This window comes from Streptomyces sp. AN091965 (assembly GCF_022698285.1).
Lineage (GTDB): Bacteria > Actinomycetota > Actinomycetes > Streptomycetales > Streptomycetaceae > Streptomyces.
Genome location: NZ_JALDMY010000001.1, coordinates 3,380,238 through 3,405,934 on the forward strand (window position 1 = coordinate 3,380,238; position 25,697 = coordinate 3,405,934).

At 75.7% G+C, this 25,697-nt stretch carries 16 protein-coding genes; 14 read left to right on the forward strand and 2 right to left on the reverse strand.

Annotated elements, in window-relative coordinates:
- The first annotated feature begins 230 nt into the window (after window positions 1-230).
- The 9 genes from MQV74_RS14280 to MQV74_RS14320 all read left to right on the forward strand — a co-directional run bounded on the left by MQV74_RS14280 (window position 231) and on the right by MQV74_RS14320 (window position 11,862).
- Window positions 231-1,301: a DUF3068 domain-containing protein gene (locus tag MQV74_RS14280; protein WP_242717646.1), complete on the forward strand. Its 1,071-nt coding sequence runs from the start codon at window positions 231-233 to the stop codon at window positions 1,299-1,301.
- 275 nt (window positions 1,302-1,576) lie between these two features.
- A complete protein-coding gene (locus MQV74_RS14285) occupies window positions 1,577-2,755 on the forward strand; it encodes a glycosyltransferase family 4 protein (protein WP_242717648.1) in 1,179 nt (392 codons plus the stop codon).
- On the forward strand, window positions 2,752-3,489 hold the full coding sequence (locus tag MQV74_RS14290) for a class I SAM-dependent methyltransferase (RefSeq protein WP_138959543.1): 738 nt from the start codon (window positions 2,752-2,754) through the stop codon (window positions 3,487-3,489). Before MQV74_RS14285 ends, MQV74_RS14290 begins: the two co-directional genes overlap by 4 nt.
- Window positions 3,486-7,949 carry an alpha-(1->3)-arabinofuranosyltransferase gene (locus MQV74_RS14295; protein WP_242717650.1) on the forward strand — a complete coding sequence of 1,488 codons (4,464 nt, stop codon included), beginning with the start codon at window positions 3,486-3,488 and terminating at the stop codon, window positions 7,947-7,949. Before MQV74_RS14290 ends, MQV74_RS14295 begins: the two co-directional genes overlap by 4 nt.
- The gene (locus MQV74_RS14300; protein ID WP_242717652.1) at window positions 7,946-9,292 is read left to right on the forward strand and encodes a condensation protein; all 1,347 of its coding nucleotides are present in this window, start codon (window positions 7,946-7,948) and stop codon (window positions 9,290-9,292) included. The genes MQV74_RS14295 and MQV74_RS14300 overlap by 4 nt, the downstream gene beginning before the upstream one ends.
- Window positions 9,289-10,053 carry a class I SAM-dependent methyltransferase gene (locus tag MQV74_RS14305; protein WP_242717654.1) on the forward strand — a complete coding sequence of 255 codons (765 nt, stop codon included), beginning with the start codon at window positions 9,289-9,291 and terminating at the stop codon, window positions 10,051-10,053. The genes MQV74_RS14300 and MQV74_RS14305 overlap by 4 nt, the downstream gene beginning before the upstream one ends.
- A 17-nt stretch (window positions 10,054-10,070) precedes the next feature.
- A complete protein-coding gene (locus MQV74_RS14310; RefSeq protein WP_242728679.1) occupies window positions 10,071-10,982 on the forward strand; it encodes a hypothetical protein in 912 nt (303 codons plus the stop codon).
- A complete protein-coding gene (locus tag MQV74_RS14315; RefSeq protein WP_242717656.1) occupies window positions 10,979-11,212 on the forward strand; it encodes a Trm112 family protein in 234 nt (77 codons plus the stop codon). Before MQV74_RS14310 ends, MQV74_RS14315 begins: the two co-directional genes overlap by 4 nt.
- A gap of 56 nt (window positions 11,213-11,268) precedes the next feature.
- On the forward strand, window positions 11,269-11,862 hold the full coding sequence (locus tag MQV74_RS14320) for a hypothetical protein (RefSeq protein WP_242717658.1): 594 nt from the start codon (window positions 11,269-11,271) through the stop codon (window positions 11,860-11,862).
- 10 nt (window positions 11,863-11,872) lie between these two features.
- On the opposite strand, the gene MQV74_RS14325 is transcribed toward MQV74_RS14320, so the two are convergent.
- Complete coding sequence (locus tag MQV74_RS14325) at window positions 11,873-12,754, reverse strand: hypothetical protein (protein WP_242717660.1); 882 nt, start codon at window positions 12,752-12,754, stop codon at window positions 11,873-11,875.
- Window positions 12,755-12,990: 236 nt separating this feature from the next.
- Between MQV74_RS14325 and MQV74_RS14330 the strand changes: the two genes are divergently transcribed.
- Window positions 12,991-14,451 (forward strand): acyl-CoA synthetase, encoded by a 1,461-nt coding sequence (locus tag MQV74_RS14330; protein ID WP_242717661.1) that lies wholly within the window; start codon window positions 12,991-12,993, stop codon window positions 14,449-14,451.
- Window positions 14,452-14,523: 72 nt separating this feature from the next.
- Here the strand turns inward: MQV74_RS14330 and MQV74_RS14335 are convergent, their stop codons facing one another.
- A complete protein-coding gene (locus MQV74_RS14335; protein ID WP_242717663.1) occupies window positions 14,524-18,267 on the reverse strand; it encodes a S8 family serine peptidase in 3,744 nt (1,247 codons plus the stop codon).
- Window positions 18,268-18,428: 161 nt separating this feature from the next.
- Here MQV74_RS14335 and MQV74_RS14340 point away from each other — a divergent pair, with 161 nt between their 5' ends.
- From MQV74_RS14340 to MQV74_RS14355, 4 genes are read left to right on the forward strand one after another with little or no spacing between them, the layout of a single operon-like run.
- The gene (locus tag MQV74_RS14340) at window positions 18,429-18,893 is read left to right on the forward strand and encodes a CU044_2847 family protein (protein ID WP_308402270.1); all 465 of its coding nucleotides are present in this window, start codon (window positions 18,429-18,431) and stop codon (window positions 18,891-18,893) included.
- On the forward strand, window positions 18,890-20,716 hold the full coding sequence (locus MQV74_RS14345) for a VMAP-C domain-containing protein (protein WP_242717665.1): 1,827 nt from the start codon (window positions 18,890-18,892) through the stop codon (window positions 20,714-20,716). Before MQV74_RS14340 ends, MQV74_RS14345 begins: the two co-directional genes overlap by 4 nt.
- A 33-nt stretch (window positions 20,717-20,749) precedes the next feature.
- The gene (locus MQV74_RS14350; RefSeq protein WP_242717667.1) at window positions 20,750-21,781 is read left to right on the forward strand and encodes an AAA family ATPase; all 1,032 of its coding nucleotides are present in this window, start codon (window positions 20,750-20,752) and stop codon (window positions 21,779-21,781) included.
- Window positions 21,768-25,691 carry an SAV_2336 N-terminal domain-related protein gene (locus MQV74_RS14355; RefSeq protein ID WP_242717669.1) on the forward strand — a complete coding sequence of 1,308 codons (3,924 nt, stop codon included), beginning with the start codon at window positions 21,768-21,770 and terminating at the stop codon, window positions 25,689-25,691. The genes MQV74_RS14350 and MQV74_RS14355 overlap by 14 nt, the downstream gene beginning before the upstream one ends.
- The last annotated feature ends 6 nt before the right edge of the window (window positions 25,692-25,697 follow it).

A 25,697-nucleotide genomic window follows, 5' to 3' on the forward strand; every position in this document is an offset into this window, starting at 1 on the left:
GGGTCCGCCTAGCGTTCGCGGCTCATACGGGTCAGTAACACCGTGGTGACAGCGGCGCAGCGATTCGGGCAACTCATCAGCAACAGATCCGAAGCACCTGCGCAACTCATCGGTAATGCCTCACAGTTGAGCGGCCGACCAGTGTGTGACCGATCCGTGATCCACCGCTTTCGTGCTCCACAGCTCTGTGTTCGACCGTCCCCCTGTTCACCTCACGGCAGGAGCGCCGGATGACGCGCCGTACAGCCTCGCCCTTGTCCCTGGTCCTGCTCGGTCTCGGCGCCTTTCTGCTGGTCCTGGCCCCGATGCTGGCCTGGTACGTCGAGCCGCGGGCGAAACGCACGCCGATCGACGTAGACCAGATCACCGTCTTCGAAGGGACGGGCAGCTATTTCGATACCGAGAAGGTCAAGACCGTAAAGGATCAGCACCTCACCATCACCCGGCAGGTGCGCGGCGACGTCGCCGACAGCGAGAAGTCGGGGCGGGCGATCTGGGACGTGTCCACGTCCGTCGACCCGGACAAGTCGCTGCCCGCCGCCGACCCGCACGACTCGTTCCTGTGGACGCTGGAGCGCTGGGTCACCGACCGCAAGACCAACAAGCCCGTGCACTGCTGCGGCGAGAAGCCGTACTTCGAGGGCGAGGCGTACCTGAAGTTCCCCTTCGACGTGCAGAAGCGCGCCTACCTGTGGTGGGACAGCACCCTCGGCGACACCGTCCCGCTGACGTACAAGGGCCCGAAGAAGGTCCAGGGGTACGAGGGCTACCGCTTCACCGGCGAGGTGAAGGCCACGAAGGCCGGGACCCGGCAGGTGCCGGGGCGCCTGGTCGGGCTGCCGAAGCGCAGCCAGGTCATGGCCGAGGAGTGGTACGCGAACCACAAGATCGAACTGGTCGCCGACAAGCGCACCGGCCGGATCATCTACGCGGCCATCGGCCCGCGCAAGACGCTGCGCGCGCCCGGCGGCAAGACGGACCGCACGGTGCTCCTGGACAGCCGGCGGATCGCGTTCAACGAGAAGACGCAGCGGGCCCAGGTCAAGCTCGCCAAGGACGACAGCTCGCGCCTGAAGCTGGTCGGCGAGACCCTGCCGCTGCTCTGTGTGGTCCTGGGCGGGGCGCTCGCGCTGTTCGGCGGCGCGCTGGTCCTGCGGGGCCGGAGCGCGGGCACGGACGGGGTGGACGACCCCCAGGACCCGAACGGCCCGCATGGCTCGAACGGGCACGGTGGAAATCCGGATGCGGAAGGTCCACATTCCGATATCTCACGAAGCGCCCTGCAAACCAGCACGAAATGATGAGACGTCAGATCTAAGAAGGCCTGAAATTGTCACGCCGGTGAGTAGCCGCACCGTTCGGTGCGGCGAAAACTAACCACCCCACCCACACGCACCGGCCCGCACCACCCCCCGAGCACCCCGCACCCCCGACCGACCTGCGGGATTCCGCCCCCACGCAGCACCCGGAACCCCGCCGAGCACCGCCCGTCCGCCACCACAGCCAGGAAGAGCGCCACCGCACTGCCGTCCGATCCCCCCACAGTTCCGCACCCTGAGACGAGTTGGAGCACCCCATGCCCCAGCACGTGCCGTCGTCGCTGCGCCCCGCCGCCCAGCGGCCCGCGCGGCTCCTGCCGGCGCTTCCCCCGCAGCCGCGCCGGATCGCCTTCCTCGCCCGCCGCGATCTCGGCAACCCCGCGGCAGGCGGCTCCGAACTCCTCGTCGACCGCCTGGCCGACGGGCTGACCCGCGGGGGTCACCAGGTCACGCTGCTGTGCGGCGGCCCCGCCGCCTACCGCGACTACCGCGTGGTGTCCGCGGGCGGCGACCTGGGCCACTACCTGCGCGCCCGCTCGGCCTACCGCCGCCAGATCGGCGGCAGCGACCTGCTGGTCGAGGTGTGCAACGGCATGCCGTACCTGGCGCCCCTGTGGCACCGCGGCCCCACCCTCTGCCTGGTCAACCACGTCCACACCGAGCTGTGGGCGATGCGCTTCCAGGGCCCCCTCGCCCCGGCCGCCCGGCTCGGGCGCAGGCTCGAACACTGGGCGCTCGCGGGCGCCCAGCGCGGCAACCTCCTGGTCGCCGTCTCGCCCTCGACGGCCACCGCCCTGCGCGACCTGGGCGTCGACCGCGAGCGCATCCGGGTCGTGCACAACGGCGTGGAGGAGCCGGGGCCGCTGCACGAGCGCTCCGACGAACCGCTCTTCCTCGCCATGGGCCGCCTCGTCGAGTACAAGCGCGTCGATCTGCTCCTGCGCCTGTGGGAGCGGGTCCGCCCGGTCACGGGCGGACGGCTCGTCATCGTCGGCGAGGGCCCCGAGCGGGCCCGCCTGGAGCGGATGGCGGGCCCGGGCGTGCAGTTCACCGGGCACGTCTCCGAGGCCGAGAAGCACCGGCTGCTGTGTGCCGCCTGGCTGCTCCTGCACCCCTCCGCCGTCGAGGGCTGGGGCCTGGTCATCACCGAGGCCGCGGCGCGCGGCACGCCCGCGATCGGCTTCGACGTACCCGGCGTACGGGACTCCGTCGAGGACGGCGTGACCGGGCTGCTCGCGGGCGGCGAGAGCTCCTTCGCCGCCGCCTGGTGCACGCTCGCGCTCTCCACCGAGCGGCGCCGGGCGTTCGGCAAGGCCGCCGCCGAGCGCGCCGCGCAGTTCCGCTGGGCCAACACGGTGCGGCAGTTCGCCGCGGTGGCCGCCGAGGCGGTCGCCGCGCACGAGTCGGCCCCGTCGTCCGCCGAGGGGTCCGGGTGAAGGATCCCTCGCTGCGCCGCTCCGCGACCCTGTTCCGGGCCTTCCTACGGGAGCGGCAGGAACCGGAGCGCTGCTACGCGCTGCTCGCCCGCGACGCCGCCGACCAGGTCGAGCGGTACCTGCCCGTCAACGGCAAGGTGGTCGTGGACGTCGGCGGCGGCGCGGGCTACTTCACCGAGGAGTTCCGCAGACGCGGCGCGCAGGCGTTCCTCTTCGAGCCGGACCTGCGGGAGCTCGGCGCGCGGGACGCGAGCGGCGCCAAGCCGCCCGAGGGCGCGGTGGTCGCGGACGGCTATCTGCTGCCCGTGGCGACCGGCGCCGCCGACGTCACGTTCTCCTCCAACGTCCTGGAGCACGTCGCCGACCCGCAGACCTTCCTCAGCGAGCTGGTCCGGGTCACCCGGCCCGGCGGACTCATCTACGTGGCGTTCACGAACTGGCTGTCCCCCTGGGGCGGCCACGAGTGGGCACCCTGGCACTACCTGGGCGCCGAGCGCGCCCGCGCCCGCTACGAGCGGCGCACCGGCACGCCCGCCAAGCACACGCTCGGCGTCAATCTCTTCGCGCACCACATAGGACCCACGCTCAGACAGGTGCGGGCGCGCGACGACGTCACCGTCGTCTCCGCGCGCTCGCGCTACTGGCCGTTCCTCGCCGAGTCCGTGGCGAAGGTACCGGGCGTGCGTGAGTTCACGACCTGGAACCTTCTCCTCATCCTCAGGCGGTGTCCATGACCACAACGGTCCAGGCCCCTCCCCCGGCCGCGACGCGGCCGACGGCGCGCCGGCCCGAACCCGAGCACGGCCCGCGCCGGCGGCGCTGGCTCGCCGGGTTCTGGGCCGTCACGCTCGTGTGCTTCCTCGCGGTGAAGCCGGGGCGGATGACGTTCGACACCAAGCTGGGTGTCGCCGTCGATCCATGGCAGTTCCTCTCCGACCTCGGTCAGCTGTGGCACGACCGGGGCGGCTTCGGGGGCCTCCAGGACCAGTACATCGGGTACGCCTTCCCGATGTTGCCGTACTACGCGCTCACCGACCTGCTCCAGCTGCCGGTGTGGATCGCGGAGCGGCTGTGGTTCTCGCTGATCGTGACGGCCGCGTTCTGGGGCGCGCTGCGGCTCGCCGAGCGGCTCGGCATCGGCAGCCGCGGCTCGCGGCTGCTCGGCGCGGTGGTGTACGCGCTGTGGCCGACGTTCACCGTGGTGATCGGCTCGACGTCGGCGGCGGCGCTGCCCGGCGCCTTCCTGCCGTGGGTGCTGCTTCCGCTCACCAACGACCGCGTGACCGCGCGGATCGCGGCGTTCCGCTCGGCGCTCGTCATTCCGTTCATGGGCGGTGTGAACGCGGCGTCGACGCTGGCCTCGCTGCTTCCCGTCGCGCTGTACCTGCTCTCGCGCCCGAACGGGCCGCGTAAGCGCAAGCTCATCGTCTGGTGGGTGCCGGGCGTCGTCCTCGCCACCGCCTGGTGGGTGGTGCCGCTGCTGCTGCTCGGCATCTACGGCGAGAACTTCCTTCCGTACGTGGAGAACGCGGCCACCACGACCGGCACCATGTCGGCCACCGAGGCGCTGCGCGGCGCCGGGAACTGGGTGGCGTACCTGCACTTCGGCGACGCCTGGCTGCCCGCGGGCTGGACCGTGGCGACCTCCGTGGTCACCGTCGTGTGCTCGGCGCTCGCGGCCGGGCTCGGGCTCGCCGGGCTCGCCCGCCGCGACCTGCCGGAGCGGCGCTGGCTGACCCTGACGGTCCTCTCCACCGTCCTGGTCCTGCTCGCCGGGTACGGCGGCGCCTCCGGGGCGCTCTTCCACGGCACGGTGCAGGACTGGCTGAACGGCGGGCTGGTGCCGTTCCGCAACATCTACAAGTTCCAGACGGGCCTCGCGCTCGCCCTCGCCCTCGGTCTCGCGCACCTGGCGGGCGTGGTGAGCCCCGCGCGCGGCGCGCGGGCCCTGCCCGGGCGGCGGTACGCGCCCCTGATCGCGGCCGTCCTGGTGCTTCCCGGTCTGCTGTGGCCGTACCTCAACGGCTCGATCCTGCAGCCCGGTTCGTTCAAGAAGCTGCCGAACCACTGGCAGGCCACGGCCGACTGGCTGGACAAGTACTCGCCGGACTCGCGCGCCCTGGTGGTGCCCGCGTCCGCGCACGGCATCTACACCTGGGGCTCCCCGATCGACCAGCCCCTCGACGTGCAGGCCGAGTCGCGCTGGGCCCAGCGCGACTACGTGCCCTTCGGCACGCCCGGCAACCGGCGCGCCATGGACGCCGTCGAGCAGGCACTGATGACGGGCAGTCAGGTCCCGGGCCTGAAGGACTACTTGACGCGGGCGGGCCTGTACTACGTGGTGGTGCGCAACGACCTCGACCCGGACCAGATCGGCCACGTCCCGACGGCGACCGTCAAGCGCACCCTGGAGCAGTCCGGCTACACGCGGGTGACCGGCTTCGGCCCCACCCAGACCGGCGGCCGCATCGCGAACGACACGCCCGTGCAGGTCGAGGGCCTCTACCCGCGCCAGCGCGCGGTGGAGATCTACACCCCGGGCAAGGACACCCCGCGGCCGGGCCAGGCGGGCCTGAAGCCGGTGTCCAACACGGCCGTCGTCAGCGGCGGCCCGGAGGCACTGCTCCCGCTGTCCGCCGACCCCCAGCTGCGCGACCGCCCGGTGGTCCTGACCGGGGACAACCACCCCGGCCTCGGGTCCGCGCCCGGGCTCCAGGCCGTTGGTGACGGCCTGCGGCGCGCGGACACGCGGTTCGGCCTGGTCAACACCAACACCTCGTACACGTACACCCGTGACGAGCGGAACGCGCCGGACGCGCTCCAGGACCCGGGCAAGAAGCCGCACCAGATCCTGCCGACCAAGGGGATCGAGCACCAGACGACGGCGGAGCTGCGCGGCGCGAAGTCGGTGACGGCCTCCTCCTACGGCAACTGGCTCTTCCACCTGCCGCAGTACGACCCCGTGAACGCCTTCGACGGCAACCCCGACACGGCCTGGACGGAAGGCAACCCGGGCAGCCCCGACGGCGAGTGGATCAAGGCGGAGTTCCGGAAGAAGACGGCCGTCCCGGCCTCGTTCAAGGTGACGCCGCTGCCCCAGGACGAGGTGCGGGCGGCCCCGACGCGGGTGCGGGTCGAGACCGAGAAGGGCGAGAAGGAGTCGTTCCTCAAGGCCAACGGCACGACGCAGCGCGTCGCCGCCGTGCCGGGCGACACCGGCTGGATCAAGATCACCATCCTGGACTCCCAGGTGGCGACGGAGGGCCTGACCGGCGCCGGGTTCGCGGAGATCAGCATCCCCGGCGTCCAGGTGACCAAGCTGCTGCGGATGCCGAACGACGTGAAGGGCACGGAGGGCGCCGACGCCGACGCGACGACGTACTCCATGCACCGCTCGGCCGACCTCAGCGGTCTGTCGCCCGTGACCTCCGAGCCGGGTCTGCACCGCCGGTTCACGACCGGGGGCCAGGACACGTACGACGTGCGGATGAGCGCCGTCGCCGTGCCCGGGTCCGCGCTCGACGAGCTGCTCTACGACGTGGCTCCCGACCAGCGCCAGCAGATCCGCGCCAGCGCCGACTCCACGTCCGGCCTCGGCACGGGCCTGTCCGCGCGCAACCTGACGGACGGCGACCTGACCACCGCGTGGATCGCCGGGGACAGCCCGGTGATCCATCTGCGCTGGCCCGGCAAGGTGCCCGTCGGTGAGATCGTGCTTCCCCCCGCGGGCGGTCTGTCGACGCGGGCCCAGAAGATCGAGATCAGCTCGCCGGACGGCGCGGCGGTCGCCGGTGTCGACGAGAACGGCATGGCGCGCTTCACGCCGATCACCACCGACCGCCTCGACATCACCATCACCGAGACCGCGCCGCTGACCCTGCACAACCCGGTCGCGGACGAGAAGCTCCAGCTGCCCGTCGGCCTGACCGAGGCGTACGTCCCGGCGCTCGACCAGTACCGCACCAAGCAGCCGCGGGCCGGGCGCACCTTCGAACTCGCCTGCGGCCAGGGCCCCGAGGTGGCCGTCGACGGCAAGCTGTACCCGACCTCCGTGAAGGGCACCGTGCGCGACCTCGTGCAGCGGCGGCCCGTCGAGGTCACGCTGTGCGAGCGCGGCGAACGGCGGCCGAAGCCCCGGCCCGAGGTGAACCTGGGCGCGGGCGAGCACACCGTGGAGGCCGGTGACGCGGGCCCGCTCAAGCTCACCGACGTCACGCTGACGCGCGGCACGCCGGGCGACCTCGACACCACCGCGCGCGACCTGCGCGTCAAGGACTGGCTGGGCGACCGGCGCGAGCTCACCGTCGGCGACGGCGCTGCCTCGTACCTCACCACGTACGAGAACGTCAACGACGGCTGGAAGGCGACCCTGAACGGCGAGGAGCTGCGCGAGGTGCGGCTCGGCGGCTGGCAGCAGGGCTGGCTGATCCCGGCCGGCGAGGGCGGCACCGTCAAGCTCAGCTACGAGCCGTCCACGGCGTACGAGGCCGGGCTCATCGGCGGTGGCGTCGGCGTCCTCGCGCTCGTCGTGCTCGTGTTCGTGCGCCGCAAGGACGCCAACCCGGACGGCCCCGACGTGGCGCCGCCCGCGCCCGGCGCGGTCCTCGGCACGGTGGCCCTGACCCTGGTGGCCGTGGTCGTCGCGGGCTGGTTCGCGCTCCTCGTGCCCGCCCTCGCGGTGCTCGCGTGGCGACGGCACCAGCTGCTCGCGCCGCTGGCCTTCGTCGCGCTCACCGGGGCGGGGATCGCCGCCGCCGTCGGTGCCGGGGAGACGGTCGCCGCGGACGAGGGGGCCTTCGGGCACGCGGCCCAGATCATGGCGTTCATCGGCCTGTTCGCGGCCCTGGTGGCGGTGCGGGAGGCCGCCCCTGCGGGGGCCGCGGGTCCGGGCGGAACGCCCGTGCCCGGTCAGGCCGCGCCACCCGCGGGGTCGCCGCAGCCACCCGCGGCGGTGCCGGGCTCCGGACCCGCGGGCGCCGGTGCCGGGGCTTCCCCGGGCGCTGACCCGCTCGCGAAGCCCGCCCCCGCACCGGGGCCCGGCCCGTCCGCGCGGCCCGCCGGACCGTCGGACAGCGACCCGTCCGCGACGACGCTGCCGCTCGGCCCCGACCGCGGCCCGGGGGCACCGCCGCTGCCGCACCGCGAGCGGAAGTCCGGCGACGGCACGGAGCAAGGAGAGGACCACCAGGCATGACCGCGCTGGAACACCCGGCACGGCGCGCGGACGGTCCCGGCCGTCCGCGGCGCCGGGTGCCGTTCCCCGTCGTCGACGAGGTCGCCCGGCACTGCCTCCAGGAGGAGGAGCCGGAGACCGTCCACATCGAGGTGCACCTGCCGGGCGCCCCGGACCCGGACCGGTTGCGGACCGCCTTCACCGAGGCGCTGCGCCGCCATCCGCGCATCCTCATGCGCGAGGCGCGCGGCGCCTGGTACCGGCGCCGCTACGAGTGGGAGCTGACCGACGGCCCCGACGTGGAGGTCGTCACCTTCCCCGAGGCGCGGGCGGACGGCCTGCGGCGGGCCCGGGAGCGGGCGCTGTGCGACGCGCCGCCGCTGACCGCGTCCCCTCCGGTGCGCCTGGAGGTCGTCGCCGCGCCGGAGGGGAGCGGGGCGGCGAGCGTCCTGTTCCTCACCATCAACCACACCGCTCTGGACGGCCCCGCCTGTCTGCGCGTCCTCGCCACGGCCGCCGAGCTGTACGGGGGCCGGGACAACGCGCCCGCCGCGCCCCCGACGCGCACGCCCGCGACCGCCCCGGCCGCGGACACGCCGGAGCTGCCCTCGCCGTGGACCCCGCCCGCGCGCGTGGCCCACGGCGCCCCGGAGCCGTCGCCGGGCAACGGCATGCTGGTCGCGGAGCTGCCGGTGCCGCGCCGCCCCAAGGGCTCGCCGTTCACCGTCAACGACCAGCTGATGATCGCGACCGCCCTGATGATCGCCCACTGGAACCGCGAACACGGGGCGAAGCCGCGGCCGTTGCGCATCACCATGCCGGTGGACGACCGCCCCCGCGACATGTCGATGCCCATCGGCAACGGCACGCGGCTCGTCGAAGTCCCCTTCGGCGCCGACGAGCTGACGCCGCTCCTCGACACCGCACCGCGCCCCGAGGACGTCCGTACGCTCCTTCGCCGCACCTCCGACCGCACCCGGGCCCTCAAGGCCCTCTCCCGGCCGCAGCTCGGCCACGGCGCGACGCTGCTCACCGCGCCGGTCCTGCCGGTCGGGATGCGGGCGGCCGTCACCCGGGGGCTGCGCAGGGCGGCCGCGCCGTGGACGTCGACGACGCTGCTCAGCAACATCGGCCGGATACCGTACGCCCTCGACTTCGGGGACGCCGGGGCGGCGCACGCGGTGTGGTTCTCGGCGCCCGCCCGCATGCCGCGCGGCCTGACCGTGACCACCGCGTCCACCGGGGGCCGGCTGCACCTGGCCCTGCGCTGGTCCCGGACGCTGCTCGGCCACGGCGACGGCGCCCGGCTGCGCGACCTCTTCGAGCACTACCTCCACGTCACCGAGGAGGAACCCGCCCCATGACGACGACCGGCACGACAGGGGCCGCGGCGCGGCCCGCGCCCGAACGCCCGCACGGCCTGCGGGACTTCTACGAGAACCCGGCCGTCCCCGTCGCCTCCGGTGACGCCCGCAGCCTGCGGCAGGCACGGATGCTCGCCGCCGCGCTCGGGCCCGCGACGCGCGGCGCCCGCGTGGTCCTCGACGTGGGCTGCGGCGACGGCTCCGCCGCCCGGGTCGCGGCGCCCCTGCTCGCCGGGCACCGCGTCATCGGCGTGGACTGGTCCCAGGATGCGCTGCGGCGCGCGAGCGGCCACCTGCCGTACGTCGTGCGCGGCGAACTCACCGACGGGGGCCTGCCCTTCGCGTCCGGAACGGTGGACGCGGTGCTGTTCAGCGAGGTCGTCGAGCACCTCGTCGACCCCGACGCCGCGCTCGACGAGCTGCGCCGCGTGCTGCGTCCCGGCGGCCACCTCATGCTGTCCACGCCGAACCTCGCCGCCTGGTACAACCGCGGCCTGCTGCTCGCCGGGGTGCAGCCGGTGTTCTCCGAGGTGAGCCTGCGCGCCATCCACGGCCGCCCGGGGCGCGAGGTCGTCGGGCACCTGCGCCTGTACACCGCACGCGCGCTGAAGGAGTTCGTGGCGGCCTCCGGCTTCGACGTGGTCCGGCTCGCGGGCGCGCCCTTCCACGGCGTGCCCCGGCCGCTGCGGGCCCTGGACCGGCTCGCCTGCGCCGTGCCGGGCGCCGCCTCGATCCTCCTGCTGCACGCCCGAAGGATCTGAGGCCCATGTGGGTGGGTGTGGTGGCGGCGCTGCTCGCGAACGTCCTCTACAGCACCGGTTTCGTCCTGGAGAAGCGGGCCCTGTCCGCGATGCCTTCGGTGAGCGTGCGGGCACCGCTGCGGCTGCTCGGGCAGGTCGTCTCCAGCCCGCTGTGGCTCGGCGGCTCGCTCGCGCTCGCGGCGGGCTTCGGCGCGCAGCTCGCCGTCTACCGCACGCTGCCGATCGCCGCCGCCCAGGGCATCTTCGTCTCCGGCCTCGTCCTGCTCCTGCTGTTGTCCTCGCGGCTGCTCGGCGAGCGGACCTCGGGGCGCGAGCGGATCGCCGTCGGCGCGATCCTGGTCGCGCTGCTCATGGTGGTGCTCTCCCTCGACGAGGGCGCCGACACCGTGGGCAAGGACGCCCCGGTGGCGCTGGTCCTGCTGGTCAGCCTGCCCTCGCTCGCCCTCGGCGTCTGGCTGTACGCGAACGGCGAGCGCCGGGCCGGACAACAGCACCGGCAGCCGACGTCCGGCGTGGAGTACGGCGTCGCCGTCGGCCTCCTGTACGGCGTCAGCTCGCTGGCCATCAAGGGCGTCTCCAGCTCGCTGACGACGCACGGCATCGGCGGCGCGCTGCTCGACCTGCTGCGCTCGCCCTACCCCTATCTGCTGCTGTTCACCGGCGCGTTCGGCCTGGTCATGTCGCAGGCGGCGCTCCAGCGGTGCCGGGCCTCGCTGATCGTGCCGGTGTGCACGACGGTGACGAGCCTGTTCACCGCGGTGCTCGGCACGCTCGCGTTCGGCGAGGCGCTGCCCCACGACCCGGCGCGCCTCGCGCTGCGGGTGGCGGGCACGGCCCTGGCCGTGACGGTCCTGCTCGTCATGCCCAAGCACGACGCGCCGCCCGCCGCCCCCACCTCCACGCCTCCCAAGGAGCTGACCTCAGGATGAACCCCGACGACCCGCTCCTGAAGATCCTCGCCTGCCCGCTGGACAAGGGGCCGCTGGTGCTCGTGCGGCCCGAGCGGTCCGGCCCTGCGGAGGCGGACCAGGCCCTGTACAACCCGCGGCTGCACCGCCGCTACCCCATCGTCGACGGCATTCCGCAGCTCCTTCCGTCCTCCGGCGAGCAGGTCACCGAGGAGGAGCACGAGCGGCTCCTGACGCAGACCGCTCCCTGAGCCGGGGCGCGGAGGGGCCGTCCACCCCCGGCCGGGTGATGGGCCACGATGGATCCATGCCCTCAAGCCCCTCCGCGCCCTTCACCCCGCTGGACTTCCAGCTGGTGCTGCTGCGCCGCATGGCCGACCACAACCCGGACCTCGTCGAGGACGCCCGGCACGCCCTCGGCGTCTCCATCGGCGAGATGCGCGAGGCCAACCGGCGCTGGCAGGCGATGGTGCGCTCCCCGCGGTCACGGGCCGCCGTCTCCCGCTACCGCTCGGTGCTCGGCGAGCCCTCGGCCACCGCCCGGCGCACCATCGGCGACCTGGAGTGCGAGGCCCTGCTGTGGCCGGTGCCGCTCTGGCCCGACCTCCGCTTCGAGGTGCTGCTCGGGCCGCGCAACGCCGTCTGGAACGAGTGGCTGGTGCGGGCCCCCGGCGCCGCGGCCCCCGCCCTGCGCACGCTCGCCGACCTCACGCCCTGGTCCTGCACGGTCGACGAGGCCGCCCGCGCCTTCGCCCCCGCGCGGCCGATGGAGGGCACGGCGCCGACGCGGTGGCGGCTCGCGTTCAGCGCCGCGGACGGGGAGACCGGGCGGCCGCGGGCGTGCGTGGCGGAGTTCACCTGGGGCCTGTTGCAGCGCGTCTCGTACCCCGAGGGCCCTTAGCGGGGCCGGGTCACTGTCCGGCCGCCTTCACGATCAGCTCCGCGACCACCGGCAGGGACTCCGGGTGGACGTCGAGGAACAGGTTCGGCTCGATCAGCTCCAGCTCCATCACGTGCGGCGCGCCGTCGTCGCCGTCGACCAGGTCCACGCGGGCGTACAGCAGCTCCGGGGCGCCGGGCACGGCGGCCAGGGCGCGCTCGGCGAGGGCGAGTTCGGCGTCGGTGGGCCGCCAGGCGCGGACGTCGGGGTGCGAGGTCTTGTCGGCGTCGTACGCGGTGCCCGGGGTGAGGACGGCGCCCTTGCGGATGGCGTGCCGGTAGTGGCCGCCGAAGAAGATCAGGGCGCGCTCGCCGGTGGTGTCGATCCGGCTCATGTAGGGCTGCACCATCGCGGTGAGGCCCTCGGCGGCCAGCCGGGCGAGGTGGGCCCGCGCGGCCGCGTGCCCGCCGGGGCCGTAGCGCCCCGCGAGGTGGGAGCCGCCGCCGACGGTGGGCTTGATGACGAACTCGCCCGCGGGCAGGTCCGGTTCCGCGTCCGGTCCCGGGGCCGCGTACGCCGTCGGCACGGTCGGCACCCCGGCCGCCGTCAGCTCGCCCAGGTACCGCTTGTCGGCGTTCCAGCGCACGACGTCCGCCGGGTTGGCCAGCCGCGTCACCGCGGCGACGCGCTCGGCCCAGGCCGTGAACTCGGCGACGTGCTCGATGTAGTCCCAGGTCGAGCGTATGAGGACGAGGTCGTACGCGCCCCAGTCGACGTCCGGGTCGTCCCAGTGCGCGACCCGCGCGGTGGCGCCCGCCGCGCCGACGGCCCGCGCGAGGTCCGGCAGGTCGCGGTCCACGGCGCCGATGTGGTCCTGGGGCCGGAAGGTGGCAAGGGCGACGGCGAGGGCCACGGGCGCTCTCCTCGGGTGCGGGGGCCCGGGGCGGGCACCATGGAGCCGGACGACGGAAGCCGCAGGCTAACCCGCGCCTCCCCCACCGGGAAAGCGCATTTCCCCCGGCCCTCGGCCGGGGGCTTGGGGCGGCGGGGAGGTGGATAGGTTTGCCGGGGGAAATGATCGTGGTGCAGGCGGCGGCACGCCCTCATCGAGCCGCCGTGCACACGCTGAGTACATACGGAGGACGACTCGTGGAACCCGAACCCCTCATCCCCGCCCTGACGGTGCCGGGCGACGCCCCGGCCCTGCGGTTCGGGGACCGGGCCCTGACCTACGCCGGACTCGGCACGGCGGCGGGCGCGTTGGCCGGCCGGCTCGTCGACGCGGGCGCGGCCCGCGTGGCCGTCTGGGCGACCCCCGGCCTGGAGACCGCCGTCGGCGTGGTGGCGGCGCTGCTCGCCGGGGTGCCCGCGGTGCCGCTCAACCCCAAGTCGGGCGAGAAGGAGCTGGGGCACATCGTCGGGGACAGCGCGCCGTCCCTGGTGCTCGCGGCCCCCGGCGACGAACTGCCCCCGGCCCTCGCGGGACTCGACCGCATCGACGTGGACCCGGCGGCGGCCGGGCCCGCGCCCGCCGCGCCCCGGGAGGTGTCCCCCGACGCTCCCGCCTTCGTCGTCTACACCTCCGGTACGACGGGCCCGCCCAAGGGCGTGGTGCTGCCCCGGAGCGCGCTCGCCGCCACCCTCGACGCGCTCGCCGACGCCTGGCAGTGGACCGGCGACGACGTCCTGGTGCACGGCCTTCCGCTGTTCCACGTGCACGGCCTGATCCTCGGCGTCCTCGGGCCGCTGCGGCGCGGCGGATCGCTGCGCCACCTCGGCCGGTTCAGCACGGACGGCGTCGCCCGGGAGCTGGCCTCGGGGGCCACGATGCTCTTCGGCGTGCCCACGATGTACCACCGCGTCGCGGAGGCGCTGCCCGACGAGCCCGGCCTGGTCAAGGCCCTCGCGGGCGCGCGGCTCCTGGTGTCGGGCTCGGCGGCGCTGCCCGTGCACGACCACGAGCGGATCGCGTCGGCCACGGGGCGGCGCGTCATCGAGCGGTACGGCATGACCGAGACGCTCATGAACACCAGCGTCCGCGCGGACGGCGAGGCCCGCGCGGGCACCGTGGGCGTGCCGCTGCCCGGCGTCGAACTCCGCCTCGTCGACGAGGCGGACCGGGAGGTCCCCGCGGAGCCCGACGCCGTCGGCGAGATCCAGGTGCGCGGGCCGAACCTCTTCACCGAGTACCTCAACCGGCCCGACGCCACGGCGGCCGCGTTCGCCGACGGCGGGTGGTTCCGGACCGGGGACATGGCCGTGCGGGAGCCCGACGGGTACGTCCGCATCGTCGGGCGCAAGGCGACCGACCTCATCAAGAGCGGCGGGTACAAGATCGGGGCGGGGGAGATCGAGAACGCGCTCCTCGAACACGACGGGGTGCGGGAGGCCGCCGTCACCGGGGAGCCCGACCCCGACCTGGGCGAGCGGGTCGTCGCGTGGATCGTGCCCGCGGACCCCGGCCGTGTGCCGTCCCTCGACGAGCTCGCCGCCCACGTGGCGGACCGGCTCGCCCCCCACAAGCGCCCCCGGGCCCTGCACGTCCTCGACGCCCTCCCGCGCAACGACATGGGCAAGATCCTGAAGCGAGCCCTGACCGCGGCCGGCTGAACCGCCCCACCGCTACCGCGGCGGGTCCCCGCCCACCCGCCCCCTGATGGGGACGGGTGGGCGGGGAGAGCGCTAGCGCACGCCCACGCCGCGCAGGATCTCCTGGGTGACCGACCCGCCCCGGTCGTCCGAGGCGGAGCCCCGCAGCGACACCGCGCCCGCGCCGCGCGGCACCCGCAGCTTCCCCTTCCACGAGGAACCGTCGCGCCGCAGCGGGACAGCGGCCCACGACGCCCCGTCGTCGTAGGACACCTCAAGCCGCGCGGAGCGGACCGACCCGGTGTCGGCGGCGCCCCGGACGTAGGCGGCCGAGAGGCCCACCGGCAGCGTCCGGCCTCCGCGCACGTCCCCGTACAGGTCGGTGTCGACGTCGAAGCCGAGGTTGAGCACGGGCAGGACGGTCCTGCGGTCGGCGGGGGTGCGGGCGGAGCGGACGGTCCACTCGGCGTGGCCCTCGGTGGCCAGGCGCCACCGCTCGGCAGAGAGCGTGGTGTCGGTCACGACCTTGTACGTGCGCTCCTCGGGCGCGGCGTCCCACACGTACACGCCGGAGCTCTTCCGCCGGTCGACCAGCTCGCCGTCGGCGTAGACGGCGCTGACCTGCGTCATGGAGTCGTCGTTCCACACGTCGCCGAAGCCGGTGTGGTCGGGCCCGGAGTCGCCCCAGCCGGGCACGTTGAAGGCCAGGTCGTCGCCGGTGCGCTCCTGGCCCCAGCCGAGCCCGGAGCCGAGCCACGGGTGCCAGAGGGGCTTGAACCAGTCGAGCCCGGTGCGCCTGCCGCCCCGGTAGTCGACGAGCCCGCCGCGCTGCTCCAGGGCGGTGGGCCCGGCGTGGACGGTCTCGTGCCACAGGCGGCCCTTGCCGGAGGCCACGTAGTCGGTGCGCTCGGCGGGGTACGCGATCTTCTCCAGGAAGCCGAGGCCGACGGGGAAGGTGTCGGTGAGGGAGTAGCGGAACTCCCCGCCGGGCGTGGCCCTGCGCGCGGGCGCGTGGAACGCGGCGTCCAGGACGGCCAGTTCGCGCTTGCCCGGCGCGTAGGTGAGCGGCCGGTCAGGGACGGCGCCGGTGAAGCCGTCCTCCAGGTCGTAGACGTAAGGCGTGTAGGGGGTGCCGGTCGTCTCCAGCGTGCGGCCCGCGCGCGCGGCGGCGAGCAGCCGTGCCCCGTCGGCGGCGCCGACCGTGGCGATCGTCAGGGGCCGGTCCGCGTTGTCGTCCGTGCCGAACCAGGCGTTGAGGCGGCCGGGCACGCCGTCGGTGACGAACAGCGCCTCGGCGCCCGCGTCCTGGGCCGCCCGGGCGAGTGCGGCGGGCGTGGGCTGCCCGGCCGCGCCGGTGCGGCGCACGACGGCGGCCTTGCCGCGTGCGTCCTTGCCCGCGTACGCGCCCGGGGTGCCGTCCCCGGCGTCGAAGGCCTTCAGCCGGGAACGGCCGTCGGCGACCGTGCCGCCGGGCTGCGCGACGGCCGCGCCGATGCCCTCGACGTCGAGGACGGGCTTGCCGAGGCGCCAGACGGTCCGGTACGCGAAGGTGCCCTGCCGGACCTTCGGCGTCGGGGCCGCGAAGACGCTGTCGTACGTGACGGGCACCTGCACGGCGCCCTGGTAGGAGGAGCCGTTCGCGGTGCGGGCGGCCTCCATGAGCAGCTGCCGGGTCTCGCTGCGGCGCGGGACCTTCGCGGTGATCTCCCGCAGCTCGCGCGCGTCGAGGGTGACGGTCCGGTCCCGGTCCAGGGTGACCTCGGGCGCGGCGAGGAAGCCGAGGCCGAGGGAGTCGGCGCCGTGGGCGCCGCGCACGTCGAGGAAGGAGGACAGGGAGTACGCGCCGGGCTTGAGCCGCAGCTTCAGCTCGCCGGATCCGCCGACCGCCGCCGGGGTGGGGTCCGCGCCCTTGGCCAGCGGGTGCACCACGACGTCGGCGCCGGTCGGGGCGCCGTCGCGGTCCTTGACCCGCAGCGTGAGCGTGTACCGCTCCTCCTCCTTGACCAGGCCGAAGACGGTGTGCGCGACGCGCTCGCCGCCCGCGCTCGCGACGATGCGGCCGCTGGTGTTGCCGACGGGCGCCCGCGCCCCGTCGCCGGTGACGGTGGTGGCGACGGTGCCGTGCGCGGGCACGGTGAGCTTCGTGTCGGCGAGTGTGACGACGCCCTCGGCGGCTCCCTCGGCGGCGAGGCTCAACTCCACGGGTTCGTCGGCCGCGTTGGTGTACGTCACCGTCCGGCGCACCGGCTTGTTCTCGTCGTACGGCCACGGGTGGAAGCCGAGGTCGGCGGCGCCGGTCGCGGTCACCTTCGCGCCGATCGCGGACGGCACGTCCACGCGGCCCGCGCCGAGCGTGTACGCGGACGCGTCCAGCTCGTGCGACGTGGACATCAGGGCGTCCTTGAGCCGCTGCCCCGACCAGTCGGGGTGGCGCTCGGCGAGCAGCGCGGCGACGCCGGTGACGTGCGGGGTCGCCATCGACGTACCGCTCATGGTGGTGTAGTCGCCCTGTCCGGGGGTCAGTCGGGAGCGGGCGGCGAGGATGTCCACGCCGGGGGCGGACAGGTCCGGCTTGAGGGCCCGGTCGCCGTGGCGGGGGCCCTGGCTGGTGAAGTACGCGGCCTCGTCGGCGGAGTCGACGGCGCCGACGGTGAGCGCGGAGTCGGCGGCGGCGGGCGAGCCGATGGAGGAGGGCGCGCCGGTGTTGCCCGCGGCGACCACGAAGAGGGCGCCGGTCTCCTTGGTGAGGGCGTTGACGGCGGCGGCCATCGGGTCGGTGCCGTCGCTCGGCTCGCTCGAACCGAGGCTCAGGGACACGATCCTGGCGTCCACGTCCCTGGCGGCCCACTCCATCCCGGCGACGATCTGCGACTCGCTGCCGAAGCCGTCGTCGCTGAGCACCTTGCCGACGGCGAGCTCCGCGCCGGGCGCGACGCCCTTCTCCTTGCCGTCGGAGGCGGCGCCGCTGCCGCCGACCGTGGAGGTGACGTGGGTGCCGTGGCCGCCCCGGTCGGCGACCTCCTCGCCGGGGACGAAGCTCTTCGTGGCGCCCACGCGGCCCTTGAGGTCGGGGTGGGTGGCGTCGACGCCGGTGTCGAGGACGGCGACCTTCACGCCCTTGCCGGTGAGTCCGGCCTGCCAGGCCTCGGGGGTGCCGATCTGGGCGTTGCTGGCCGCCATGTCCGCGCGGACCCGGCCGTCGAGCCACACCTTGGCGATGCCGCCGCCGAGGGCGCGCGGGGCCTTCCCGGCGCCGGTGACGCCCCGCCAGAAGGCGGGGCCCGGCGCCGCCTTGAGCGCGGCGCCCCGGATGCTGGGCAGCGAGCGGACCTGGCGGGTGCCGCGCGGCGCCGCGCGGGCGGCGGGGGCGTCCTTCTCGTACGTGACGACGAGCGGAAGGCCACCGGACGCGGCCCCCCGTGCTCCTTGCCGGACTCCGGCTCCTTGACGTATCAGCTCCGACACGTCGAAGAGGCGCTCGTCCAGGACGCCCGCGCGCAGATACGGGCGGGCCTCGTCCGGCACGACGGTGACGCGGCCGTCGACGACGCGGGTGCGCACGGCGCCGCTCGCGCCGCGCGGGCGGTCGACGGTGACGGTCTGCTTGCCGCCGCCGAGCCGGGTGACGGTCACCTCGTCGCCGGTGACGAGGGTGACGGTGGACTGCCGTGCGGGCGCGGCCGGTTGGGGCGTACGGGGGCCGGGCCCCGGTGCCGCCGTCGCGGAGGCGGCGGCCGCGGTCAGCCCCGCGGGCAGCAGGGCGAGGGCGAGGGCGGCGGGCAGGAGTGTGCGGCGGGCCCGTCGGGGGCGGCGGGCTTGACGGGGTCTCGGTCTCAAGGCGACCTCTCTTCGTCGGCACCACATGCGGGTGGCGCCCGGGGCGCGGGGGCCACGAGCGATGCGGCAAGTGTCAGTCCGCTTGTGTTGCGGGAGAGTTGCGCGGTCCTGGCGGGAAGCTGCCAGGGCGGCTTTCCGCCAGCGGGGACGTCGGCCAGAATGTGGGCTCGGAGACCGAGCAGTGGGCCGCGGTGGGCCCGCGTGACGACGGGGGCGGCATGGACGGCGGTCTGGTCGAGTACACGACGAACAGCGGCGCGCGGGTGGTCGTGGCGCTCGACCCCGACGACCTGGACGGCGTCCGGCTCGTCTCGCGCGGCGACGGGCCCGCGCAGGCCGCCCGCACCTTCGAGGCCACCCTGGACAGCGCGCGGGCGGCCGCCGAGTCGGCGCTCCAGGTGTTCCGCGACGGCACGCTCAAGCCGGACACGGTGGAGATCGAGTTCGGGGTCCGGATGACGGCCGAGGCCGGGGCGGTGCTCGTGAAGGGCTCCGCCGAGGGGCATCTCCTGGTGCGGCTCTCCTGGTCACCGGAGAAGGACCCCGCGCCGTCGACGAGCCCCGCGGCCTCGGCGGGCCCCGCGCCCGCCTCCGCCCCGCGCCCGGAGTCCGCCGCCACCTCATGAGCAGCGCGTCCTGGCACGCCCGGGTGGAGTGCGGCCGCGAGACGGGCGCGGGCTTCCTCGTGTCCGACCGGCACGTGCTGACCTGCGCACACGTCGTACGGGACAGCGTCCGGGCACCGGTCGCCGTCGCCTTCCCGCACCGCGGGGACCTCGGCACGGTGGCCGCGGAGGTCGACGCGCACGGGGGCTGGGCGGGACGCGGCACCGACCCGGGCGACCTCGCCGTCCTGGAGCTGGAGCGGCCGGTGCCGATCGCGCCCGCGGGGTTCGCCGGGCCCGACGACGCGTACGCGGAGCCCCGGCCCCGTCTGGTCGCGTACGGCTTTCCGCGCGGGTACGAGGAGGGCACCATCGCCGAGTACCGCGCCACCGCCGCCCAGTTGATCGCCGACGAGTGGATCCAGCTGGAGGCCTGGAGCGCCCACGGGCAGCCGCTCGCGCCCGGCTTCAGCGGGGCCGCCGTGGCGCTCGCGGACAGCGGGCTCGTCGTCGGCATGGTCTCGGCGGCGGCCGGGGCCGCGGGCGTGCGCACGGGCCGGATGCTGCCCGCGCACGTCATGGCCCGCTACTGGCCCCGCCTCGCCGGGCTCGTCCCTGCCCCGCTCCGGCCCGGCGCGGACCCGGCGCGCCTGCGCGACCTGGTGGACCGGGCCGAGACGGCCGGGGCGGCCCTGACGTGCGCGCCGGAGCGCCTCTACCGGGACGCGGTCGGCCCCCTCGGCCCGCCACCGCCGCCCGGCGGCTTCCCTTCGCTGTGGTCGGCGGCGTGGTACGTGCTCTCGGAGGTGGAGGTGCCGGGCGCGGCGGCCCGCTTCACGGAGCGCCTGCGGGCTCTGGTGGAGCCGCCGGAGGGGGCGGCGGACGTCCCCGGGCGGACGGCCGCACCGGTTCCGGAGCCCGTGACCGTGACCGTGGCAGGCGACGCGGTGCGCGCCCCGGGGCCGGTGGGCGTGCGGGAGGCGCCGTGCGTCCCGGCCCCGGTGGCCGCACCCGCCCCGGCGGGTCCCGTGGCGCGGGACCGGGCCGTCTGGTCGCCCATCCTCGTGGAGCTCGCGCGCAGCGGGGCCGGGGACGACCAGGTCCTGGTCGAGGTGTCCGCGTGCCGGGACGGGCGCAGACACCCCGTGGGCTCGCGGACGCTCGCGCGCGGGCGGGTGCGCCCCTACGTGCAGGAGCTGATCGAGGAGGCCTTCGGCAGGCTCCCCCTGGACGCGGCCGAGCTGATCGCGTTCGTCCTGCCCCGCGAGTGGCTCAACGAGCCCGTGGCGCACTGGGCGCGCAGCGCCGACGACCCGACGCCGCTCGGCTGCTCGTACCCGCTGGTGGTCACCGACCGGGCGCGGCGCGCGGGCGGCCTGCGCCACCAGCTCGCCCGCAAGTGGGAGCGGCTCGACGCCAAGGCCACCACGGCCGTGCACCGGGTGGACTGCGCGGCCGGGGAGAAGCCGAACAAGCTGCGCTTCCGGCTGCGCCACGACGAGGCCGACCTGGCGGGCTTCGCCGCGCCGCCGAGGTCGCCGCGGCTGCGCCCGCACTTCGAGGCGTCCCTGAACGCGCCCGCGCCGGTGCTGCTCTGGCCGCGCACGGGCTGCGAGCACGACGGCGGCGCCTGCACGGGCGCGGCCTTCCTCGACCAGCTCGCCGCCCAGCTGTCCCGGCTCCCGCCCGCCGAACTGCCGCGTCACGTCCTGGAGTTCCGGGAGGCGGCCGACGCGGCCGACGAACCCGACCGGCACTGGGCGCGGGACGTACAACTGCTGTGGGACGACCCGCGCTGCTTCCCGGACGCCGCGCCCGCCCCGCTGCGCTCCCCCGTCGCCTGACCGCCCGCCCCCTACGGAGATCCCGGAGTCCGCATGTCCTTGTGGCCCGTCTACACCGGCGGCAGCGAGCCGCACGACGGCATCACGAAGCTGCCGCCGCCGCCCCCGTGGCGCGCCTTCGACGGCGGCCCCGTCCTGCCGGTCCCGGAGCCGGGCGCCCGCGCGACGTCACCGGACCGCGCGCACCGCGCCCGTACGTACCGCGCGACGGAGGAGTGCGTCCAGCTCGTCAACGCCGCCCTGTACCTGCGCCGCCCGCTGCTGGTGACGGGGCCGCCCGGCAGCGGCAAGTCGAGCCTCGCCTACGCCGTCGCGCGCGAGCTGGGGCTCGGCCCGGTCCTCCGGTGGAACATCACCAGCCGCAGCACGCTGCACGACGGGCTCTACCAGTACGACCCGCTGTCGCGCCTGTACGCGGCCGGGCGCGCCCAGGAGGACGGGTCGCCCCAGGACCGCGCGGGCGTCGAGGACCATCTGCGCCTCGGGCCGCTCGGCACCGCCCTGCTGCCCTACGAACGCCCCCGCGCCCTGCTCGTCGACGAGGTCGACAAGAGCGACCTGGACCTGCCGAACGACCTCCTCAACGTCCTGGAGGAGGGCCAGTACGAGATCCCGGAGCTGGTCCGCGTCGCCCGCCACGCGCCGGAGGCGGCCCTGCCCACCGCCGACTCCGGGCCGCCGGTCCCGGTCCGGCAGGGGCGCGTGCGCTGCCGGGCCTTCCCGTTCGTGGTGCTCACCAGCAACGGCGAGCGGGAGTTCCCGCCCGCGTTCCTGCGCCGCTGCGTCACGCTGCGCCTTCGGCAGCCGCACGGCGAGCACCTGGAGGAGATCGTCCGCGCCCATCTCGGCACGCCCGACGCCTACGCCCGCGAGCTCATCACCCGCTTCGTGGAGCGCGGCAGCGGCGGCGAACTGGCCACCGACCAGCTCCTCAACGCGATCTACCTCACGGGCGCGGCGGGCCTCGACACCCCGTCGCGCGACGAGCTGGCGCGGCTGCTCATGCCCTACCTCAGCGAGGGCGGGGGCCCGGCCGGTGACGAGGGACCGGATGCCGCCTTCTGACGCCCCGCCGCCCCCGGCGGGCCGGTCCGACGGGGGCGCGCGCTCCCCCGTCGACCGGCTCTCCGCCGTGCTCGCGGCAGCACGCGGCACCGGCACCGGCACCGGGCCTTCGGCCGAGGAGCTGGCCGAACTCCTCTGGCTCGCCCGGCACATGGCGCCGCCCCCGGGCACCCCGGACGAGGACGGCGCCTGGGCCGCCCGGCCCCCGCGAGCGGCCCCGCCCACCGCCGGCCGCCGCCCCGCGGCCCCGCCCGAGCCGCCGCACCCCGCCCTGCCGGAGCCGCCCCCCGAGGACCGCGTCCCGCTGCACCTGCCCGCCGGCCCCGGCCCGCGGCCACGCCCGGGCCCGCAGGGGACGCCGCGCACGGCGGACCCGGCGTCGGGCTCCGGCGCCGCGGCACGGCCTGGCACCCCCGGTCCGGCCGGCGGCGGCACCGGCGTCCGCGTCCCCGTCCCGCCCATGGTCTCCCGCCCCCTGGCCCTCCAGCGCGCCCTGCGCCCGCTCGGCCGCCGCGTGCCCGCGCCCGACCGGCGCGTCCTCGACGAGGCGGCCACGGCCCACCGCATCGCCGCGCTCGGAGCGGGCCCGCGCGCCTGGCTGCCGGTGCTCCGCCCGGCCGACGAGCGCTGGCTGCGCCTGTGCCTGGTGTACGACGACGGGCCCACGATGCCGCTCTGGCTGCCGCTGGTCCGCGAACTGCACACCGCGCTCGTCCAGTCGGGCCTGTTCCGCACGGTGGAGCTGCACCGCGTCGCGCCGGACGGCACGGTCCCGGCGCGCGCGGCCGAGGTGCCCGCCACGGGCCGCACGGTCACGCTCGTGGTCAGCGACTGCATGGGCCCGCAGTGGCGCGAGGGCCCGGCGGGCCGCCGCTGGTTCCGGACGCTGCGCCACTGGGCGGACCGGCTGCCGCTCGCGGTGGTCCAGCCCCTGCCCGAGCGCCTGTGGCCCACCACGGCGTTCCCCGCCGCCCCGGGGCTCCTCGGCGCGCCGCACGCGGCGGCCCCGGCGGCGGCCCTCGGCTTCGCCCCGTACGACGGCTCCGCCCCGCCCTGCGGAGCCGTACCGGTCCCCGTCGTCGAGGTCGCCCCGGCATGGCTGCGGCACTGGGCGGAGCTGGTGGCCGACACCGGGGGCCGCCAGCTGCCGGGTGCGGCGGCCTGGTTGGGCCCGGCGCCCGCCCGCCCCGACGACGAGCCGCGCGAGGACATCGCCCTGCTGTCCGCCGAGGACCTGGTGCTGCGCTTCCGCTCGTCGGCGTCCCCGGAGGCGTTCCGCCTGGCCGGTCATCTGGCGGTGGGCGAACCGCACCTGCCGGTGATGCGGCTCGTCCACGCCGCCGTGTCGCGCCGGCCGCTCCCCCAGCACCTGGCGGAGGTCGTCCTCAGCGGCATGCTGAGCGAGCGGCCGGGCGGGGAGCCCGGGGCGTACGCCTTCCGCGAGGGCGTGCGGGAGGTGCTGCTCACGACCCTGCCGCGGTCCGCCAAGGGCCGCACCCGGCAACTCCTGGTCCGTGTCGGCGCGTTGATCGACGAGCGGGCGGGGACGGCACCGGGAGAGCTGCGGGCCGTGGCCCCCGGAACGGGCCGGGGCGCCGAGGAGGTGGCGGCGGAGCCCTTCGCCGAGGTGAGCCCGGACAGCGTGCGGCGCCTCACCGAGCGCACGGGGCTGTTCGCGGGCCGCTACCGGCTGCTGCACCGCATGGCGGCGGCGGACGAGTGGCTGGCCGAGGACACGCACGACGACCGCGCCCGCGTCCTGATCCGGACCTACTCACGGCAGACGTGGGGACGGCTGCACGTGCTCGGCAACGCGATGAGGCTCGTCAGGCTCCGCCACCCTGGACTGGCCGCGATCACGGACTACGGCATCGCGGAGAACTCCCCCTACGTGGTGCAGGAGTTCGTCCACGGCAACAACCTGCGCATCCTGCTGCGCGACTCCCCGCACGGCCTGCCCGCCCCGCAGCTGATCTCGCTACTGCCCGGCATCGCCGAGGCCCTGGCCCTCCTGCACGACCACGGCCTCCCGCACGGGGCGCTCTCCCTGCGGACCGTGTTCGTCACCCCGGAGGGCCCCGTCCTGAAGGTCCTGGACTTCGTGCCGCTCGGCACCGCGAGCCGCACCGACGACTTCCGCGCGCTGGGGGAACTCGTCCGCACCCTGTGCCTGGGGCAGGAGCCCCGGGGAACGCTCCACCTCCGCCTCACGGGCCTCCCGGAGCGGCTGCGCGTGGTCCTGGAGACCTCCATCGCCGACCTCCTGTCCCACCACCCGGACACCCAGGAGGAGGGTTTCACGCGCCTGCGCGACCTGGCGTTCACGGGCCGCCGCTACTGCTTCTTCGGCCGCGTCCGGGTGTTCCAGGACGAGCGCTCGCTGCCCACCGGCCCGGGCCCGGAACAGGCGGTGCTCCTCGCACTCGTACGAGCGGAGGGGGAACCCGTCGACGAAGACGGTCTGGTGGCCGCCCTCTGGGACGAGGACGACGTACCGCCCGACGCGGATCGCCTCGTCGACGCGTACGCCCTCCACCTGTCCGAGAATCTCGGCGTGATGGAGGACGACGACGGCTGCTTCCTGCCGGTGGACCCGGTGGAGGGAACCGCCGCCGTCGACGTCCTGCGCTTCCGGGACCTGCACGCCGAGGCGGAGCGCGCGCACGCGGCGGGGAGCACCCGGGCCTTCGCCGAACGCGCCGCCGCCGCGCTCGCCCTGTGGACGGACGAGCCCCTGGAGGGCGTGCCCGGCCCCGCCGCCCGCGCGTTCCGCGCGCAGCTCCGCGGCATGCGCCAGTCGCTCCTGGAGCGCGTGTCCGACACCGGGACGACCCTCTCCTTCGCCTTCGCGGCCCGCCCCGGCTGGCAGGCGGACGCCCTGACGAAGCTGAGCCGGGCGGTGGTCGAGCTGCTGGTCCAGGGCGGCGTAGAGGCCGAGCAGTTCGAGCTGCTGCCCCGCGAGAACGGCTGGGACGCGACCCTCGGCCCCGGCACCCCCCTGCCCGAGCTGATGACCGTGCTCCTGGAGGAACTGCCGGACGTCGTACGGAGGTTCAACGGGCTCGGGCTCCTCGTCACGGTCGACGACCCCCCGGGGCCGGGACTCCCGCCGAGCACCGACCACGCGGTCGTGGTCGTCCCCTCCGGCCTGCGCGAGGCCCTGGGCGACCCGCTCTTCGAGCCCGTGCCCGGCGCGGACGCCTGGTACCGCAGGCTCCCGGCGGCCCCCGGCCTGCTGGCGGCGGACCTCGACCGCGCCGCCGCCTTCGTCCTGGGCTTCGACGGCACCCTCGCCCGCCTCTACGCGCCCGGCAAGGCCCGGGACGCCGTGCAGCGGCTGCTCTCGCTCGCCGTACGGGAGCGGGATCCGGAAGGGGTACGGCCGCCAGCCGGGACCACGTTCACGCACCCGGTGGACGTCCTGCGCGCGTTCGCCGGGGAAGGCGCCCTGGCGGGCGAGCTGCACGACCAGCTGGACCGGATCGAGCGCCAGGCGGTGCACGGGGCGCGGCCCGTGCCGCACGCCGCCGCGCTGGTGCGGGCGGTGCGGGCCGCCCGCCGGGGCCTGGCCGTCGTCACCGACACCGCGCCGCGCGCCGTCGCGACGTACGTGGCGACGCACGCGCTCGACGTCCCGGCCGACGCGATCGCCTGCCGCACGCCCGACCTGACGCGGCTGCTGCCCGACCCGGACGGGCTGCGCCGGGTCCTCGGCCGCCTCGGCACCCCGGCGGAGCGCTGCGTCATGATCGGGTCCACCGTGGCGGAGGCGGGTGCGGCGGCGGCCGCCGGGGTGCCGTTCGTCGGCCTTGCCCCGGACGACCGCGCCCGGGACCGCCTCCTCGCGGCCGGAGCCCGGCACACCGTGGGCTCCCTGGCCGAGGTCGTGGACGCCGTGCGCGGCCGCTGAGCCGGT

What these genes read in the sequence shown, in the direction of transcription:
- MQV74_RS14320 (WP_242717658.1), top strand. Translation starts at nt 11,269, where the DNA reads ATGCCCTCAAGCCCCTCCGCGCCCTTCACCCCGCTGGACTTCCAGCTG.
- MQV74_RS14280 (WP_242717646.1), top strand. Translation starts at nt 231, where the DNA reads ATGACGCGCCGTACAGCCTCGCCCTTGTCCCTGGTCCTGCTCGGTCTC.
- MQV74_RS14315 (WP_242717656.1), top strand. Translation starts at nt 10,979, where the DNA reads ATGAACCCCGACGACCCGCTCCTGAAGATCCTCGCCTGCCCGCTGGAC.
- MQV74_RS14305 (WP_242717654.1), top strand. Translation starts at nt 9,289, where the DNA reads ATGACGACGACCGGCACGACAGGGGCCGCGGCGCGGCCCGCGCCCGAA.
- MQV74_RS14350 (WP_242717667.1), top strand. Translation starts at nt 20,750, where the DNA reads ATGTCCTTGTGGCCCGTCTACACCGGCGGCAGCGAGCCGCACGACGGC.
- MQV74_RS14300 (WP_242717652.1), top strand. Translation starts at nt 7,946, where the DNA reads ATGACCGCGCTGGAACACCCGGCACGGCGCGCGGACGGTCCCGGCCGT.
- MQV74_RS14295 (WP_242717650.1), top strand. Translation starts at nt 3,486, where the DNA reads ATGACCACAACGGTCCAGGCCCCTCCCCCGGCCGCGACGCGGCCGACG.
- MQV74_RS14355 (WP_242717669.1), top strand. Translation starts at nt 21,768, where the DNA reads ATGCCGCCTTCTGACGCCCCGCCGCCCCCGGCGGGCCGGTCCGACGGG.
- MQV74_RS14345 (WP_242717665.1), top strand. Translation starts at nt 18,890, where the DNA reads ATGAGCAGCGCGTCCTGGCACGCCCGGGTGGAGTGCGGCCGCGAGACG.
- MQV74_RS14285 (WP_242717648.1), top strand. Translation starts at nt 1,577, where the DNA reads ATGCCCCAGCACGTGCCGTCGTCGCTGCGCCCCGCCGCCCAGCGGCCC.